General features: G+C 55.7%; 12 protein-coding genes and 1 pseudogene. 11 read left to right on the top strand and 2 right to left on the bottom strand.

Translation table 11 applies throughout. The annotated features are described in order from the left end of the window. The 8 genes and pseudogenes from CPT76_RS17825 to CPT76_RS17790 all read left to right on the top strand — a co-directional run. Positions 1-620: carbohydrate ABC transporter permease (locus CPT76_RS17825; protein ID WP_105443788.1), on the top strand; the 620-nt coding region annotated here is incomplete at its 5' end. A gap of 56 nt (positions 621-676) precedes the next feature. Further along, positions 677-2275 carry an ABC transporter substrate-binding protein gene (locus tag CPT76_RS17820; RefSeq protein WP_105443787.1) on the top strand — a complete coding sequence of 533 codons (1599 nt, stop codon included), beginning with the start codon at positions 677-679 and terminating at the stop codon, positions 2273-2275. Positions 2276-2429: 154 nt separating this feature from the next. Then, positions 2430-3893 carry a glycoside hydrolase family 32 protein gene (locus CPT76_RS17815; protein WP_105443786.1) on the top strand — a complete coding sequence of 488 codons (1464 nt, stop codon included), beginning with the start codon at positions 2430-2432 and terminating at the stop codon, positions 3891-3893. A gap of 100 nt (positions 3894-3993) precedes the next feature. Then, positions 3994-4884 (top strand): ROK family protein, encoded by an 891-nt coding sequence (locus tag CPT76_RS17810; RefSeq protein WP_105443785.1) that lies wholly within the window; start codon positions 3994-3996, stop codon positions 4882-4884. Between the two features lie 674 nt (positions 4885-5558). After that, positions 5559-9080, top strand: a pseudogene (locus CPT76_RS17805) (GH32 C-terminal domain-containing protein). Between the two features lie 335 nt (positions 9081-9415). Continuing rightward, positions 9416-10165 carry an SDR family NAD(P)-dependent oxidoreductase gene (locus CPT76_RS17800; protein ID WP_105443784.1) on the top strand — a complete coding sequence of 250 codons (750 nt, stop codon included), beginning with the start codon at positions 9416-9418 and terminating at the stop codon, positions 10163-10165. Between the two features lie 90 nt (positions 10166-10255). Then, positions 10256-10720 (top strand): MarR family winged helix-turn-helix transcriptional regulator, encoded by a 465-nt coding sequence (locus tag CPT76_RS17795; RefSeq protein WP_306433644.1) that lies wholly within the window; start codon positions 10256-10258, stop codon positions 10718-10720. A 172-nt stretch (positions 10721-10892) separates the two neighbouring features. After that, positions 10893-11345: a VOC family protein gene (locus CPT76_RS17790; protein ID WP_105443783.1), complete on the top strand. Its 453-nt coding sequence runs from the start codon at positions 10893-10895 to the stop codon at positions 11343-11345. A 155-nt stretch (positions 11346-11500) separates the two neighbouring features. Here the strand turns inward: CPT76_RS17790 and CPT76_RS17785 are convergent, their stop codons facing one another. Then, entirely contained in the window at positions 11501-12973 is a 1473-nt protein-coding gene (locus CPT76_RS17785) for an alpha-L-fucosidase (RefSeq protein ID WP_181152900.1), read from the bottom strand. After that, positions 12963-13769, bottom strand: a complete 807-nt coding sequence (locus CPT76_RS17780) for a MerR family transcriptional regulator (protein ID WP_105443781.1) — start codon at positions 13767-13769, stop codon at positions 12963-12965. Before CPT76_RS17780 ends, CPT76_RS17785 begins: the two co-directional genes overlap by 11 nt. 294 nt (positions 13770-14063) lie before the next feature. Here CPT76_RS17780 and CPT76_RS17775 point away from each other — a divergent pair, with 294 nt between their 5' ends. From CPT76_RS17775 to CPT76_RS17765, 3 genes are all read left to right on the top strand, one after another. Continuing rightward, a complete protein-coding gene (locus CPT76_RS17775) occupies positions 14064-14543 on the top strand; it encodes a sigma-70 family RNA polymerase sigma factor (RefSeq protein ID WP_076168631.1) in 480 nt (159 codons plus the stop codon). Positions 14544-14570: 27 nt separating this feature from the next. Further along, entirely contained in the window at positions 14571-16028 is a 1458-nt protein-coding gene (locus tag CPT76_RS17770; RefSeq protein ID WP_105443780.1) for a DUF4179 domain-containing protein, read from the top strand. Positions 16029-16298: 270 nt separating this feature from the next. Beyond that, positions 16299-17999: an ABC transporter substrate-binding protein gene (locus CPT76_RS17765; protein ID WP_258168649.1), complete on the top strand. Its 1701-nt coding sequence runs from the start codon at positions 16299-16301 to the stop codon at positions 17997-17999. The last annotated feature ends 183 nt before the right edge of the window (positions 18000-18182 follow it).

Here is an 18182-nt window from a genome sequence, read left to right as displayed (position 1 = left end):
TTACCGTGACTGTATCGGTATGCGCAGGCTATGCCTTGTCTGATTCGCGGCTGGCGGGCCGGAAAATTTTTATGACGCTGTTTGTGATCACGATGTTTTTCGGCGGGGGCCTGATTCCTACATATCTGCTGGTCAAGCAGCTTGGCATGCTGGATACGGTGTGGGCCATCATCATTCCGGGTGCGGTCAATGTCTGGAACATCATCCTGTCCCGGACCTTTTTCAAAGGCGTGCCGAATGAGCTGAGGGAGGCGGCCAACGTCGACGGCGCGACGGAGGCGGGCATTTTTTTTCGGATCGTGCTGCCGCTCTCCAAACCGATTATTTTTGTGCTGGCTCTCTATGCTTTTGTCGGGCAGTGGAATTCCTATTTCGACGCGATGATTTACCTGGAGGATGCGAAGCTTCATCCGCTGCAGCTCGTGCTGCGCTCGATCCTGATCCAGAACCAGGCGGCGCCGGGCATGATCAGCGACCAGCTGGCGATGAACGAGCTCAAGCGCCTCTCGGAAATGATCAAATACTCGGCGATCGTCATTTCCAGTCTGCCGCTGCTCGTAATGTATCCGTTTTTCCAAAAGTATTTCGAAAAAGGTGTGATGGTCGGTTCCCTGAAATAGGGACGGCCTGAACATACATGGCACTGATCCATTTTAATCCTAGGGAGGTCATAACGATGAACAAAAAGAGAAATCGCAAGGCTGCTGCCATGACGGCATCCGTTTCAGCGCTCGCGGCGCTGCTGCTGCTGTCCGGCTGCGGAGGAAGCGGCGGAGACGCCAAGGAGTCGCCTGACGGGAAAGTCACCCTCAATTTTCTGACGCAGAGCTCGCCGCTGGCACCCGCGGACCCGAACGACAAGCTCATCAATAAGCGGCTGGAAGAGAAGACCGGCATTCATATCAATTGGAAAAATTACACGAACGACGTTTTTGCGGAGAAAAGAAACCTGGCCGTGGCGAGCGGCGATCTGCCGGATGCGATCTTTGACGCCGGGTATGGCGATTATGATCTGCTGAAGCTGGCCAAGGACGGGGTGATCATTCCCCTCGACGATCTGATCGAGCAGCATATGCCGAACTTCAAAAAGGTGCTGGAGCAGGCGCCGGAATATAAAAAGATGATTACCGCGCCTGACGGCCACATCTATTCTTTCCCCTGGATTGAAGAGCTGGGTTCCGGCAAAGAACGGATTCAGTCCGTGGACGACCTGCCGTGGATCAACGTGGAGTGGCTGAAAAAGCTGGGGCTGTCCATGCCGAAGACCACCGAGGAGCTGAAGAAGGTGCTGATCGCCTTCAAAACGCAGGACCCGAACGGCAATGGCAAGGCGGACGAAATTCCGCTCTCCTTTATCAACAAGCCGGGTGGGGAAGACCTGGCCTTCCTGTTCGGTTCTTTCGGGCTTGGAGAGAACTGGGACCACACCGTCGTAACCGATGACGGCAAGGTTGTCTTTACTGCAGCGGAGGAAGGTTATAAGGAAGCGATCAAGTACGTTCACGAACTGTACCAGGAAGGCTTGATCGATATTGAATCCTTCCAGCAGGACTGGAACACCTATTTGGCGAAAGGCAAGGATAACCGGTACGGACTGTATTTTACATGGGATAAGGCCAACATCACCGGCATGAACGATACGTATGACGTGATGCCTCCGCTGGCAGGACCAAGCGGCGAAGTAAACGTGACCCGCACGAACGGCATCGGGCTGGACCGCGGGCGCATGGTCATCACGAGCAGCAACAAACATTTGGAGGAGACGGCCAAATGGGTCGATCAGCTCTACGATCCGCTGCAGTCCGTTCAGGATAACTGGGGGACGTACGGGGATCAGACGCAGCAGAACATTTTCGAATTCGACGAAGCCAAGGGCATGCTGAAGCATCTGCCGCTGGAAGGCACAGCCCCTGTGGAGCTCCGGCAAAAGACGAGCATCGCCGGTCCGCTGGCCATCCTCGACGAGTACTACGGCAAATACACGACGATGCCGGACGATGCAGCATGGCGGCTGAAGCTGCTGAAAGACGTGATGGTGCCGCACATGAAGGCGAAAAATACGTATCCGAACGTCTTCTTCTCCATCGATGAGCTGGACCGGCTGTCCACCATCCAGACCGACATGTTTGCCTACCTCGAGCGGAAGCGCACCGAATGGTACCAGAACGGCAAAGTCGATCAGGAGTGGGACGCCTACCTCAAAGAGCTGAACCGGTTGGGGCTGCAGGATTGGCTGAAGATCAAGCAGGCGGGGTATGACCGCAGCGCGCAATAAAGGTTGATTAAAAAATCAAAAACAACATATCCGCACTTGCTTGGCGCATAAACGTTAGCAGTGCAGAATCCGGATGCGGCCGCCAGATGCCTTTGGGCAAAGATGCGGCCGGGTCCGCTGCAAATAAAACATGTAATTCAAAGGAGCACAGCTGATGTCCACATTCATATCGCACAACTACCGCGGGGCGTATCACTTTTCCCCGAAAGAACACTGGATGAACGACCCCAACGGAATGGTTTATTTCCAGGGGGAATACCACCTGTTTTACCAGCATCATCCCTTCGGGAACACCTGGGGACCGATGCATTGGGGACACGCGGTCAGCCGGGACTTGGTCGTCTGGGAAGAACTCCCGATCGCCTTGGCGCCGGACGAGTTTGGCACGATTTTCTCCGGCAGCGCCGTGGTCGACTGGAACAACACGACCGGCTTTTTCGACGGTGAGCCGGGGCTTGTGGCCATTTTTACGCAGCATGCCGAAGGACCGGAGGGCGGAGCGCCGGTGCAGCGCCAGAGCCTGGCATACAGCACGGATGCGGGACGGACCTGGACGAAGTATGCCGGCAACCCGGTGCTGTCGCATGATACCTTCGTGGACTTCCGCGATCCGAAAGTATTCTGGCATGAAGCTTCCTCACAGTGGGTGATGATTGTTGCCTGCGGCCAGACCGTCTGCCTGTACCGTTCGCCGAACCTGATCGACTGGACGCTGTCCAGCGAATTCGGGGAAGGCATCGGCAGCCATGACGGCGTGTGGGAGTGTCCCGACCTGTTTCCCCTGCCGGTGGACGGGGACCCGGGCCAGACGAAGTGGGTGATGCTCGTCAGCATCGGCGATCATCCGGAGTTGGCGGAGGGGTCGCGCACGCAATATTTTACCGGGGACTTCGACGGGGAACGCTTTACGCCGGATGCCGTATCGCAGACCCGCGTGAGATGGATCGATTACGGCCGGGACAACTACGCCGGCGTCAGCTGGTCGGACGTGCCGGCCGAGGACGGCAGGCGCCTGTTCGTCGGCTGGATGAGCAACTGGAAATATGCCAATCAGACGCCGACCGGCGTGTGGCGGGGCGCGATGACCGTGCCGCGGGAGCTCAAGCTGGAGCTGCGCCAAGGTTCGGCCGAGCTGATCCAGCAGCCCGCCCGGGAATTGGAGGGATACCGCAAGGAGCTTCTGTCCCTGAAGCAGGTAACGGCTGCTCAGGCCTCCGCGCAGCTGGCCGATTTACAGCTGGAGAGCGGAGAGATTCGGATCCGCCTAGGATCCGGCCAATCGCTGGAGCTGAAGGTGCGGGCTGGCCGCGGCCAGGAGACGGTGATCGGTTACAGCGGGGCGGCCGGTGAAGTCTATATTGACCGGACCCGGGCGGGCGCAGCGGACTTTCACCCGCTGTTTGCCGGCAGGCATGCGGCAGCTCTCGATGTGGCGGACGGAACGGTGGAACTGCAAATCCTGATCGACCGGTCTTCGGTGGAAGTGTTCGCGGGCGGCGGCCGTGCGGTTCTTACCGACCTGATCTATCCGGATCAGGCATCCACCGGATTGTCCCTCAAGGTGGACGATGAGGAGGCGCTCGTCGAATCGCTCGACATTTACGATCTTTCTATTTAAATAACAACCTTTTAAATAAGTACTTTTAAATACGAACCTTGATCCAATGGAGAACCCAAATCCATCGACCGATAAAATTTGAAAAGAGAGGCACATCATCATGCGCATCGGAGCCATTGAAGCGGGCGGAACGAAATTCGTCTGCGGCATCGGAAACGAACACGGGCAAATCAGCGAGAGCATCAGCTTTCCGACGGGACGGCCTGAGGAAACGATGCCCCGGGTCATCGCTTATTTCAAGGATCGCCAGCCGGAAGCGATTGGGATCGGATCGTTTGGCCCAATCGACCTTCACCCCGGCAGCCCGGGGTATGGAAGCATAACGACCACCCCTAAACCGGGATGGGCGCACTATCCCTTGCTTGCGGAGCTGAAGCGGCACTTCGACGTCCCCTATGGATGGGACACGGACGTGAATGCCGCCGCCTGCGGCGAGGCGCTGTGGGGAGCGGCCCGCGGGCTGGACAGCTGCGCGTACTTCACAATCGGCACCGGTGTCGGTGTCGGCGTGTATGCCGGCGGCCGGCCCGTTCACGGGCTCGTCCATCCGGAAGGCGGGCACATTCCGGTCCGCCGTCATCCGGAGGACGGCTTCCCGGGCGCGTGCCCGTATCACGGGGACTGCCTGGAGGGGATGGCCGCCGGGCCGGCGCTGGAAGCGCGGTGGGGAGTGAAGGGGCCGCAGCTTGCCGCGGATCACGCGGCCTGGATCTTCGAGGCGTATTATGTCGCCCAGGCGGTCACGACAGCGGTCCTGATGCTCTCGCCGGAGAAGGTCATCCTGGGCGGGGGCGTCATGCAGCAGCCGCAGCTCTTCCCGCTGATCCGCCAAGAGGTTCAGCGGAGCCTGAACGGCTACGTGGACGCCCTGGAGCTCACGGACGGTATCGATGGTTACATCGTTCCGCCCGGACTCGGCGGCCAAGCCGGATTATACGGCGCACTTGCGCTAGGGTTTCAGGCGCTGGAGGCATCCGGACAGAAGGTATAGGAGCCTGCAGGGAAACCTGTTTCTAACCCGCCTTCGCTTGGGGGCAGCCAGCCGCAGTACAGGCAGGCTGCCCGAAAGCGGGCGACGGTACAAACGGTACAGGTATACATATCGTGCTGAGCCGAATTAGGCTGGGAGGAACAACTGAGATGATGCTGGACAAGTTTTGGAGAGACAGGGGCAAGAAGAGGCCAAGAACAAGCCAAGAACAAGCCGAGGACAAGCCTTGAATATACTCGGCAGCCTTGTTCGGTTTCTCTCTAACCTAAGTCCAGCCTAGCTCAGTTCAGACATCGTTCATATCCGGTTTGAGTGTATTGCACTGTTTGTTTATAAGGAACACGCCAGTTTAACGCCGCGTAATGTAAGCGGTTACAATAAAGTTTTTTTCATGCATCAGGCTTGTCTTCATGCACATTATTTTCATGCACAGATTTGTTTCATGTATAAGCTTGCAATCGTTTATATGTCATTTCTACACATTGTTCTGATGATAAGGAGGAGTGTTGATGAGATCAGCAAGAAAGATGCTGTCCGCGTGCCTGGCCGGAATTTTGGCATGCGCGTCCATCCTGCTGTATGAGTCTGACGAAGGGCGGGGATGGGCGATGCCTGCAGATACCGAAGTTAAAGTTAACGGCGCGGCAGCTGCATTAACGAAGGAGGCGGACACGATGGCAGCGAGCGTCAATACGAACCTGGAAGGCTGGCAGGTCCAGGGTAAGGGCAAGCTTGAGCAGACGGCGGAGGGGCTGAAGCTGGCTTCCGATCCGCAGGAGAACGTGATGGCGGTCTCCAGCACGAAGGCGGACGATTTTATCTACGAAGCCGATGTCATGATCCAAAACGCCGAGGCCGATGCTTCGCTGCTTTTCCGCTCTAGCAGCGACGGCTGGTCTTCATACATGCTGCAAATCGTGCCGTCGTCGGGCATCATCCGCTTGAAAAACGCAGCCGGAGGAGGGCTCAAGGAAGAACGTCAGGTGCCGCTGAAGGTCGGCGAAATCTATCACCTGAAAGTGAAGGCTGAGGGAACGAGCCTGCAGGTGTATTGGGGCAGCCAGTATCAGCCCGTCATCAGTGCGGTCGATACCGCCTATGCTTCCGGATATCTTGGGCTTCATGTGTGGAACGGTTCAGCCGTATTTCAGAATGTGAAGGTCGGAAGCCTTGCCGGCAATCTGGACGGTGTGCTCGCTTCAACCGGAAGCTGGCAGCCCGCTCTCAAAGGGCTTAAAGGAACGGGAACGACCGGACAACCCGCGCTACGGGTATACCAGAACATTGCTGCGGACGCCGTCTATGAAGGCAATGTCACACTGGGTGAAGCCTCATCCGCGGGACTGCTGATTCGGACAAATGCGGAGGGAACCGCCGGATATGAAGCTGTGCTGCGGAATCAAGGAAGCGAGGTACAAGTACTGCTGCGGAAAACGGACGGAACCAACATCGGCGCCTCGAACCGCGTTTACCCCGATTTGCCAAACGCCAAGCATCATCTGGAGATCCAGGCCGTCGGGCCGAGGATTCAGGTGTTTGTGGACGGATATGCTCCCGCCGCCGTGGACGTGACGGATGACAGTTATTCGGCCGGATATACCGGACTGGTTGTAAGAGAAGGCACGGCATACGTCCAGGATGCCTATGTCACGCTTGAATCCGAATACTATACGGAAACATACCGGCCGGAGTACCATTACAGCCCGATCCGGGGGTCGGCAAGCGACCCGAACGGTCTCGTTTATTTTGAAGGGGAATATCATTTATTCCATCAGGATGGAGGACAGTGGGCGCATGCCGTCAGTCGTGACCTGCTGCACTGGAAGCAGCTGCCGATCGCCCTGCCCTGGAACGATCTGGGGCATGTCTGGTCAGGCTCGGCCGTGGCCGACACGACGAACGCTTCCGGATTGTTCGGAAGCTCAGGCGGCAAGGGGTTGATCGCGTACTATACTTCCTTTTCGCCGGATCTGCCGAACGGCAACCAAAGATCGGGCTGGCCTACAGCACCGATCAGGGACGGACCTGGCAGTACTCGGCGGAGCACCCGGTCGTGATCGATAATCCCGGCAAAAACGGTGGGATACGGGGAGTACGTACGCGGCGGGGTGTGGGAGTGCCCGGACCTGTTTCAGCTTCCGGTAGACGGCACGGACCGGCGCAAATGGGTGCTGATGATCAGCACCGGCGCGAATCCGAAAACGCAGGGCTCCGACGCGGAGTATTTTATCGGGGAGCTGACACCGGAAGGTAAATTCGTGAACGACAATCCGGCGGGAACCGTGCTGAAGACGGATTGGGGCAAAGAATTTTATGCCTCAATGTCTTTCTCCGGCATGCCGGACGGGCGGCGGATTCTGCTGGCCTGGATGACGAACTGGGATTACCCGTTCAGCTTCCCGACGGAAGGCTGGAAGGGGCAAATGACCGTACCGCGGGAGGTCACGCTGCATACGACGGACAACGGCATCAGGCTGTTCCAGTCGCCGATCCGGGAGCTTGCCGGGCTGCGCAGCACCTTGTTCAGCGTGAAAAACCGTGAGGTTAGCGAATCGGCAGCGAACGTGCTTGGAGGAATTTCAGCAGGCGCCTATGAAATCGAAGCCGACATCGAGCTGCCGCAAAGCGGAGCCGCAGCTGAATTCGGATTTACGGTCCGCGAAGGCGGCGGGCAGAAGACGATGATCGGGTATAAGACTGCCGAACAGAAGCTATTCGTGGACCGCTCGTCATCCGGCGTTACCGATTACTCGAGCCTGCTGCAGACGAGGCATGAGGCCGCGCTCCAGCCGGACGGCAGCCACATCCGCCTGCGGATCCTTGTGGATGAATCCTCGGTGGAAGTGTTCGGCAATGACGGCAGGGTCGTCTTTTCCGACCTGATTTTTCCGGATCCGGCCCGGCGGGGCATGAGCTTCTATACCAAGGGAGGTAAAGTGAAGCTAGCGTCCTTGCAGGTGCATGCGCTGGACAATGTATGGCGTGAAGGGCGGAAGACGGGCTCCTCGATCATCCTGGATCGGAAAGAGCTGGAATTGTCTAAGGGTGATGAGGAGAAATTGTATGCATCTTACTTGGAATCCTCTGGAGCAAGCCATCCGCCGCTGGTATGGAAGTCCAGCAATCCCGGCGTCGTGCAGGTGACTTCCTCCAATCAGGGGGAATCTCCGGGGAAAGCGGTGCTTCGAGCGAATAAGGCGGGAACGGCCGTCATTACGGCCGTGTCGCCGAACGGGAAGGCTTCGGCCCGCTGCGTGGTAAACGTCACCGACGGGACGTTTACGACGAACCTGACGGGCTGGAAGCCGGATCTGTCGGCATCGCGGTGGGTTGTGACCGAACGTGGCATCCGGGGCAGCTATACAAGCGATGCGAACTACATGGCGCAGGAGCAGGCCGGGGATTTTGCCCTGGAAGCCGACATGACGTTGGGGGAGACAGGAGGCGCGGGCTCGATCCTGTTCCGGGCGAGCGCTGACGGCCGCAGCGGGTATTATTTCAATCTCGATCCGAACCTGAAGGCCATTCGACTTTTCTATAAAGTAGACGGGCGGTTTGAGGACAGGCAGGTGCTGGCCAAGGTCCCCAGGTTCATCCAGCCAGGCAAAACGTACCATGTCCGCATTGAGGCGAAGGGGCCGCAGATCCGGGCGGAAGTGGACGGGGGGCAAGTCTTCGACGTGAAGGACGGCACGTTTGCTGAGGGGCACTTCGGCGTGAACGTGTTCGGCGGGCAGGCGTTTTACCAGCAGGTGACGGTGAGCGGGATGGCTGATGCCAAGCTGGCCGAAACGACGCTGGTGAACGCGGCCTCCGGCCTTGCACTGTTTGCTGCGGAATCGCAAAACGGCGAACCGGTAACGGTGGGCGGCCCTGAAGGGGCTTCCCCGCAGGTATGGGTTTTCGTTCCTAACGGGGACGGGACATGGTCCATCCGGACCCAAGCGGGCAAAGCGCTGGACCTCGACACGGGGCTGGGCCGGCTGCAGCTGTACGACTACCTCGGCTACAACAACCAGCGCTGGCGAGTGGAGTACCAAGGAGACGCTGTCGTCACGGTATACTCTGTGCATAACGGCCAGGCGCTGGAGGTATCGGCCGATGGGACAAAGCTGCAGCTAGGCGACCCGGACGCCGGCGAGCTGCGGCAGCGCTGGAAGGTCCTGCCGGATGCCAATCTTCATCCGGGAAAATAAAATGCAGCAGCAAATGGGCTTATCGACTGCCCATGCAGAACAGACAGCGCAAATAGGGGCAACGCTGAGCTGATGTTCCATCACGCAACCGCAACCCGATGTATGGAGTGCGGTTGCTTTGTTCTCTAGATTAATAGATTTTCAGCAGAGGGAAACATTGTATAACCGCCAGAATAACTCCTGCTAAAAGGCGGTCAGCCTTCTATGACATTAAGTCGATAGACTTTTTTATGAGCGATGCAGTTTCTACCAACTTGCACGCCATATTGAGGTTTGTTATTATTTAGACATGAAATAATTAGATCACTAAATATATAATGAAAAGAGGAAGCAGCATGAAATTACAAGGGAAAGTCGGTATCATTACTGGCAGTGCATCAGGCATCGGCAAAGGCATGGCGCTGGCTATGGCTAAGGAAGGCGCACATATCGCGATCGTCGACGTGAATGAGGCGAAAGGGAAAGAGACGCTCGCCGAGATTAACCAATATACAGAGGGAATGCTGTTCATCAAGGATATTTCCAAGCAGGAGAGCGCGCATGAAATCGTGGCCGACGTGGTCAAGCGCTTCGGCAAGCTGGATATTCTGGTGAATAATGCGCATGTATCGAGACAGGCCCCTTTTATGGAAACAACTCAGGAGCTTTTTGATTTATCCTTTGGAACAGGCTTTTATCCTACCGTTCATTTCATGCAGGCGGCGTATCCGGAACTGAAGAAAACGAAAGGCAAGGTCATCAACTTTGCGTCCGGTGCGGGTATTGACGGGCAGGTCACGCAGACGTCGTATGCTGCCGCCAAAGAAGCGATCCGGGGCGTGTCGCGCGTTGCGGCCAATGAATGGGGTCCGGATGGAATTAACGTCAATCTGATTTCCCCGATCGCACTGACGCCGGGCGTGGAACAGTGGCGCGAAAATGCTCCGGAGCTATACGAGGCGATGCTGAATAAAATTCCTCTGCGCCGGCTCGGCGATCCCGAGCAGGACATCGGCCGTGTTGCGGTGTTTCTGGCCAGTAGCGACGCTGACTATATCACAGGTCAAACCTTTATGGTGGACGGGGGCTCCATTAAATTGCGTTAAAAGCGGGATCGTCCTGCGCCGCAGGCTTCACGGGCGGCCATGAGCGGTGGATTCCCGGCTGAAAAGCATGTATGATAATGAAGGCCTCTAATGCAGATTAGAGGCTTTGACTTGCAGAAAGCGGGGATTTGCCTGATGGAAGAACAGACGATTTTTGAAATCATTCACAATATGGATAAAGTAACGAACAACCTCATCATCCAGTGGGGCAAATTGTTCAACGAGGACCTTGGAATTTCCCATATTCTCGTTCTGGCTCACCTGCAGCACCATGGGAACAGCCGGCCTTCGGATATCGCCAAGGCTCTGGGGCTGACCCCACCGACGCTGACCCATCTATCGGAAAAACTTGTGCAGAAGCAGTTAGCCGTTCGAATCGTCGATGAGAAGGATCGCCGTATCATCTATTTGGGGATTACGGACAAGGGTCTCGACATCGTTCAAAAGGCGAATCAGGACGGGCAAATTTTGCGCAGAAATCTATTTGAAAAATTGACCGAGGAAGAAAGGCAGCAGCTGCTGAAAATCTATGAAAAGCTGACCGGGTTTTTATGAGAATCCCCGAGGCGCAACGTGACACCTTCACGTGATGACAGCCATGTCGTGAGATATGGACATCACCTGGAGGTGTTTTTTGCTTTATTAAAACCATGACGTACAGTTGTCAGCTTTTGCCTCCTATAATGGCCTTAGAAGATGAGGGAACAAACGAAGGAGGAAAATGATAATGAGCGTAAAACAAACGTTAAGAGGCATGGCGACGATTAATTATTTGGCAGACGATATTGAGGCAGCGGTGTCGTGGTATTCGGAGGTGCTCGGCATCTCCCCGTACTTCAAACGCACCGGACCGTCTGGCGAGCTTGCCTATGCCGAGTTCCGGGTTGGGGACTACCAGCATGAGCTGGGTCTGATCAGCCGCCGCTATGCTCCTTCGCAAGCGGTGTCAGGTCCAGGCGGTGCCATCATGTACTGGCATGTTGATGATGTGGAAGCCACATTTACGAAATTGCTGGATATGGGCGCAAAGAAATACGAACCAATTGCTCCGCGTGGCGAGGGATTCGTTACGGCTTCGGTGACGGACCCCTTTGGCAATGTGCTGGGGATTATGTATAACCGGCATTATTTGGAGATGGTGGAATGGATGAAGAGAGGTAACGAGGTAACGAATGATTGATGATATGTTTGTTTTGAAGAATATGAGGGAGTGTCGCGTTGAATAATATGGTTTGAAAAGGCTGTTGGGATAAAAGTTGCTTTTTTGTGTGATGGACTTTACGATTCATCCCTCACTGCCTGCAAGGTCCGCACCCGCAGCACCAGCAAGCGCAATCATTGCGTTCCATCGTCATGCTCTCCTTCTATTACGATGACAGGAACGAAAATATGTCCAAGCCGGTGTTTGAAAATGAGGTTCATATCCTCGCCTTCCCGCTTCAGTTGAACCGGACTGCCATCCGTCAGCAGATTTGCTGTGCCTTCACAGTAGAACTCCTTTACCTTAATCGTTCTGCCGTTCGGACGCCCCAAAATGATCAGATACAGCCGGTTGTCCTTTCGCGTAAACCGGATCGTTTCACCGGTCTCCGTTTCCGCTTCCGCACGAATCCAGGGACGCGTACCATATACGGCCTCCCCATTCCGCTGTAACCAATCCCCGAATTTGGACAATCGGCTTAACTGCTCGGGAGGAATTTGAGCATCCTTGCCGCGCGGACCTACATTCAGCAGCAGGTTTCCGTTTTTGGATAGGGCATCTATAAAATCGATTAGCAATGTTTCAAAGGATGAATAGTCTTCATCCTGCTCATTGCGGTTGTAGCCGAATGAATTGCCGATTCCGCGTGTCATCTCCCATTTTTTAGGCTGTATTTCCTTGTGTTTGGTATATTCCGGAGTCGAAAAATCGCTATGGGGGATAGCTGGCTGCGCCAGGGCAGAATGAATATCCGGATTGTTCATGATCATTCGTTTGATCATCATGTCCATCACTGCGCGTACAGGTTTGAGACTTAACAACTTGTTAGCGGAAGTCGTATGCTTCCAGCGGTCATTGACCACGCCTTCGGGTACAACGTTATAGTAGTAGGCGAACAATCGAAAAAGGGAGTCTTCGTTCCCTGGCCAGCATATATCGTTCCATAGAATATCAGGGCGGTATCGGGAAATCAGTTCGCGGATCTGGGCATCGGCATATGCTGTATAATCGCCACCGGGTGTGGAAAAGGAGTAGTCCATAAATGTTCTCGAAATCCTTTTCCGAAAAGTCCAGTCGATCCCACCTGAGTAGTAGATGCCAAAACGCAGGCCTTCGCTGCGTACAGCGTCTGCCAATTCGCCGATGATGTCGCGCTCGCTAAACCAGTTCGGTTCATGCGGGTTGGCCACCTTCGTTGGCCATAGGCAAAATCCGTCATGGTGCTTCGATACGATCACGACGTACTTTGCACCGGCATTCCTGAAAATTTTGGCCCAAGCCATGGGGTCCCATTGTTTCACGCCGTTCATGAACAGCGGTTTAAATCCTTGGTAGGGCATGCTGCCATATACGGCTTGATGATAACGCGCAGACGGTGTGGTCTGGTCTTTGATCGCATTCCAGTAGCCTTCAGCGTACGGGTAGACGACCATTGCCCGATCATAATCGGTCTTTAAAGTATCCGCAAAGTTACCTACGGGTGCAAAACCAGGTACGGAATAGGGACCCCAGTGTATAAAGATGCCGAATTTTGCTTCGTCAAACCATTGCGGAAGCGGGTGAGCGTTAAGGGACTCCTGCGTAGGCTCGTAATTTTTATGATTCACGGCTGCCTCCTCCGTCCTTGTCGTCGCCTGATGTTTGACAGGATAAATATTGGTTTACCGCCTTGTCGATAAAAGCTTGGGATGCCTCGAAGAGTTCCCGGTCGCCCTCCGGCCAAGATGCACGATCACCTTGCATTTGTACAAACGCATCCGCTTGTTCGCTTTCTCCGCCGGTTGCCTCTTGCACCATGGTGCACCAAGCCTTGGCCAGCTCTTGTGCAGCGGGCTCTTCCGGCCCTGCGCCTGCCAGCCCCAGCGTAACGGCTTTTAAAGCCAGTCGTCTCCAGGTATGATACAAATCGAATGCACTTTGTTCTGTGGCAAATCGTCTGCCGAAAATTTCTTTTTGGGTTTCGGTAAAAGCGTATTGTTTCCAATCGACCAGGCTGCTGTTGTTGAAACACCGGATAAAAAAGGCCAAAAGCTGCCACGGCGCATCATTTCCGGCCGCGACCGCCGTCCGGTGGGCCTCGATGGCGGCAATGCCTGCATAGGCTTCTTCTATTTTTCGGTAAAGCGCCAGTTCCTGCTCTTGCAGAATTTGTTCGATCTGCGATGAGTCGGGACGCTGGATGACTTTGTCGCGGATTTCTTGAAGAGAGAGCCCTAGAGATTTGTAAAAAATGATCTGCTCCAAGCAGAGGAGGTCGTCCTTCGTATAATACCGCCGTCCGCCTGCCGTACGGCCGGTTGTGGGCAGCAGTCCGATATTGTCATAGTGCTGAAGGGTCCGTACCGTTACGCCGGTAGCAGCGGATATTTCTCCGACCAAATAAGTTTTGTCGTCAGTTTGCATGCATCACACCTCCACAATCATTACATCACATGACGTTACGTAATGAGCAACTGTTTTTTTGGAAAGAAATCTTGCGTAACGGACGCGCATGCTTCATTCGAACCAAGACTTCGTCGTACTGAGCCGGACATGCCCCCGATATTCCATTATTAAAAAATATTTCAATCGATTTTTCAGTCTCGTGCGTCTATATTATAGAGCGGCCGCCAAGAGGCCCGTCGGTGAACGGGTTGTAGAGATACAGAGGGGGGAGTGGGGACGCTGAATGCTGATAGTACATGGAGCGAGATCCATATGAATAGAACTACGCTGACGGAAGCAGAAGCGTTTTTTGAGCGTCTGACCGCCGAGCAGCGAAAATTGTATTCCATCGCCTACAGTTATTTGCGCAGTGAAGCCGATGCGCTGGAAGCCGTGCAGGAGGCGTCATACCGGGCGTGGGTGAAGAGGAAGAAGTTGAAGGACCCGCAGTCCTTCACCCCGTGGCTCATCCGCATCACGATCAACTGCTGCATGGACGAGCTACGGCGCAAGAAACGGGTATTTCCGGTGGAGGAGCCGCAGGAAGGGGCCGTGCAGGAGATGAAAAGCAGCGAGCGGATCGACCTGCAGCGCGCGCTGGAGCGGATGAAGCCGAAGTACCGGCATGTCGTCATGCTGAAATATTACCAGGACATGACGTCCGTTGAAATCGCGAAGGTGCTGGGCAAGCCGGAAGGAACGATCAAGACATGGCTGCGGGAAGGCCTGAAGCAGCTCCGGAAATATATGTAGAGGCTGAGCAGAAGGGAGGGACAGGTTATGCCCGAAAAAGAACAGCGCATCCTGCTGCAGGATGCCTATGAAGTAAACAAGCATGCGGAAACGTTGCCTGAGATGAAATTGACTCTGGCTATGCGTAAAGGAATGGAGAGAGGAAAAATGCGTGAGAAGCGGCGTTTCTATTTTTGGAGTACGGGGACGGTTATGGCGCTCGCGGCTGCCCTGCTAATTATCAATTACTCGATCGGCAGCTTGGCCCATCGGGCGGAGCCGGCGCCGAAGCAGACTGCGGGGATTCCGAGCCAGGCTATGCTGGAGCCGTACCAATCGACCACGGTGGAGGGTCTGGCGAGCGCAATGGACCAGGGGCTCGTCAAGCCGATTGCCGAAAGCGTCGAACAGAAAGGGTATCGCGTAGAGGTGGACGGTGCCGTCACGGATGGCCGGATGGCTTATGTGCTGTTCGGTGTCCGCAACCAAACGGATAAAGAGGTCATCAACGCGGACGTAGCCCTTGAACTTGGCGGCGTGGAAGCCCCGTCCAAAGGAGCGTCGGTCGAATTGGCGGGAAGCAACAGCAACAGAATTCCGGCGAATGGAGCCAATCATTTTATTTACACCGTGCCCCTGAACCCTTCTGTTCAATATACCAAGGATGCCAAGTTTCATGTGACCTTGACGGAGACGTCAAACGAAGCGCTGATGTCCAGCTCCAATAAATACCGCACGGCGTTCGACATTTCGTTTGAGCTCGATCCCGGCATGTTCAAGGACAAGGAGCGCGTGCTGCGCCCAGACCGGACCCTGACAGTAGACGGCCAAAGGGTTCGTGTGACTCAGGTCATCTATACGCCGCTGCACACGTACGTCGACCTGGACTATGATCAGGCGAATGGGAAACAAGTATTCCGGCTGCTCAGTCCGGTGCTCATCGGGAAAGTCGGGGACGAAATCGAAAAGCTGTATTATCCGAAGTGGTACTCTCGGGACAATTCGGAGGCCCTCACGGAGGGTACAGATGCGATGCTGATGTACGGCAGCGGCCAGAAATACGCTGAGTATGATTCCATTAGGCTCAAGACGGAGGGCACTGCTGCGGTGGACAAGGACCAGCTGCAAATCGTGATCGACCTGAAGAAGAAGCAGATCGTGGAGGCGCCGGACGACCGGTTTACCCTGATTTCATACACCCGGACGGCTGGCCCCGGTGAGGTGTTGATTCACCGCGAGCTCGAAAACGCCTATGCCGGCGAGAGCCTGTCGCTGTCGCTGGATGACAGCTTCACCGATGCCGACGGCAACGTCCACAAAAGGCAGTCTCCTGAAGGATATTCCCAAGGTGGACATAGCTGGTCCAACAAGAAGGACACGATGGGAGACGATTACGATTACAACTTCGGCAAGGATGCGGTAGACTATCCGCAGCCGCTGACCATTAAGGTGAAGCAGATATGGATGCCGAATCGCGATACGCAGGCGGTGGAACTGCTAAAGTAGCCAGCGTACAACCACAAAATATACAGACAGGCAGTCTGAAGGCTGAGGGGCCCGAAGGCTGCCTTTTTGTTTCCTCAGAAAAGCCCGACCGGTGGGATTGAAATGCGCCAGCAAAATTTGTATGTTGGATGCATACCATTTTTTTCAACTGAACAAAAGGGGCTATGTCCGGTGAAATTGGCAGAAGATTACCTTCGGCTGCGAAGCGCTTATTCCGGTGAAAAGGAGGGGAGCCGTTCCGGGTGACGATCGACGGGCTGGCCGAGGCCCCTGTACTGCACGCCCCGTAACGCCAGGCTGATCCTGCGCAAAATGGCCGACGCCGGCCTGATCTGGTATGCAGCCGGGCAGGGCAGGGGCCATCGGTCGGAGCTGATGTTTCTGGCGGACAAGCGGGAGCTCGTGATCCGGGAAGCGCAGCAATACGTGAAGCAGGGGGACGTGCAGGGCGCGCTGCTCTGGGTAAAAGAGCAGGTGGGCGAACCCGAAGTGATGCAGCAGTTTGTGGACTGGCTCACCGGCTATTTCGGATACCGGAAGGAAACGACCGGGGAGGGCCGTATGGTGGAGACGCTCCGCCTGCCGGTATACCGGCCGATCGTGACGCTGGACCCGGCGGACGCGATGTATGCTTTCGATACCCATCTGATCCGCCAAATCCATGCGACTCTGGTCGAGCTGGAAATGGACACCGGCAAGGTTATTCCGGGCGTCGCACATCATTGGGAATCTAGTGCTGATGCTTGTTGTTGGACGTTCTATTTGCGAAAAGGCGTGACGTTTCAGGACGGCACGGAGCTTACGGCCGATGACGTCAAATACAGCCTGCTGCGCGTGCAGCAGGAATCCAACAATCATTCCTGGCTGTGCAGGGACATCGTTGAGATCTACGCGGAATCGCGTTACACCATCCGCATGAAGCTGCGTCAGCCCAACGTCCTGTTTGCGTTATTTATGTCGCATACGGCGGCAGCCATCCTTTCCCGCGCCAGCGGGGAGTCCGGGGCCGTAACGGTTCCCGGCAGCCTGCCCGTCGGGGCCGGGCCTTACCGGATCGCTAAGCTTACGCCGGGGATGTGCGTGCTGGAGGTTTTCCCGGATTATTATGCGGCCCGGGGCCTGATCGATCGAATCGAAGTGATGATCATCCCGGACACCGGCGGAGAATGGACGGTGGAGACCAATCCGGGCGTACTGGTCGTCGAGACGGGAGAAGCGCGCCGCCAAGAGCTGAAGACATGGCGGCGCAGCCGTCTCGTCACCGGATGCAGCATGCTGACGATAAACCTTGCGAAACCGGGGATTTTGCAAACCGGTTCCTTCCGCAGGGCGCTTGCACTTGCGGTTGACCGGAGCCGCATGGTACGGGAGCTGGGGTACCCGCATGCCTTCCCATGCCTTTGTTTTCACCTTGAGCAGCAGCCGGCTGCCGCTGATCCGCTGTATGATCCGGAAGAGGCATCCAGGGAATTGAAGCGGTCCGGCTACGGCGGAGAGTCGTTGAAGCTGTATGCGTACCGTCGCCATGAGCAGGCGGCTTACTGGCTTCAGCAGCAATATGGCCAGGCCGGAATCCAGCTGGACGTGCATATTGTGCCCTGGGAGGAATTAATGAAGGAAGAGCGGATCCGGGAAGCGGACCTGATCCTGTTCGAGGCGCTGCTGAGCGAGGGGCTGCTCCGGCAGATCGAATATTTGCTGTCCCGGTACAGCTTCATTCGCAGCATGCTGGATCCCGGAACGCAGGCGGAAGTAGACCGGCTTGTGGGGCAGCTGCTTCAGGAGGCGGAACCGGAAGCCCGGGACGAGGCGTTTCAGCGGCTGGAATCCTGGCTGATCGAACGCAGCACGGCCGTCTATTTGACCTACAACGAAGCCCGGGTGCTGTCCCACCCGTCCCAGCAGGGCGTACGGTTGAATGCCGCCGGGTGGGTAGATTTTAAGGACATCTGGTTTAAAGGAGAAGGTTAACAGCGGGTGATCAATCGCGATTGCGGTACGGGAAAACATGACATCTGGCGAAAGGGGAAATGTTTCCCGGAAAGATTGCCTTTTTATCAAGCTCGTTCGGCTGTACAATGATCACAGCGCATGAGATGAAACTTACCAACGGAGTGAAGGTGAACGGTATGGAAATTATGCTGGACGATTTAA

The sequence above is a fragment of the Paenibacillus sp. AR247 genome, from assembly GCF_002968895.1.
GTDB lineage: Bacteria > Bacillota > Bacilli > Paenibacillales > Paenibacillaceae > Paenibacillus_AQ > Paenibacillus_AQ favisporus.
Note: the sequence above shows the minus strand (reverse complement) of the source record. Positions and strands in the feature narration are given on the sequence as shown.

Excerpts from the sequence above, each read along its gene's own strand:
- CPT76_RS17820 (WP_105443787.1), top strand. The coding sequence starts at position 677 with ATGAACAAAAAGAGAAATCGCAAGGCTGCTGCCATGACGGCATCCGTT.
- CPT76_RS17815 (WP_105443786.1), top strand. The coding sequence starts at position 2,430 with ATGTCCACATTCATATCGCACAACTACCGCGGGGCGTATCACTTTTCC.
- CPT76_RS17810 (WP_105443785.1), top strand. The coding sequence starts at position 3,994 with ATGCGCATCGGAGCCATTGAAGCGGGCGGAACGAAATTCGTCTGCGGC.
- CPT76_RS17800 (WP_105443784.1), top strand. The coding sequence starts at position 9,416 with ATGAAATTACAAGGGAAAGTCGGTATCATTACTGGCAGTGCATCAGGC.
- CPT76_RS17795 (WP_306433644.1), top strand. The coding sequence starts at position 10,256 with ATGCAGATTAGAGGCTTTGACTTGCAGAAAGCGGGGATTTGCCTGATG.
- CPT76_RS17790 (WP_105443783.1), top strand. The coding sequence starts at position 10,893 with ATGAGCGTAAAACAAACGTTAAGAGGCATGGCGACGATTAATTATTTG.
- CPT76_RS17780 (WP_105443781.1), bottom strand. The coding sequence starts at position 13,769 with ATGCAAACTGACGACAAAACTTATTTGGTCGGAGAAATATCCGCTGCT.
- CPT76_RS17775 (WP_076168631.1), top strand. The coding sequence starts at position 14,064 with ATGAATAGAACTACGCTGACGGAAGCAGAAGCGTTTTTTGAGCGTCTG.
- CPT76_RS17770 (WP_105443780.1), top strand. The coding sequence starts at position 14,571 with ATGCCCGAAAAAGAACAGCGCATCCTGCTGCAGGATGCCTATGAAGTA.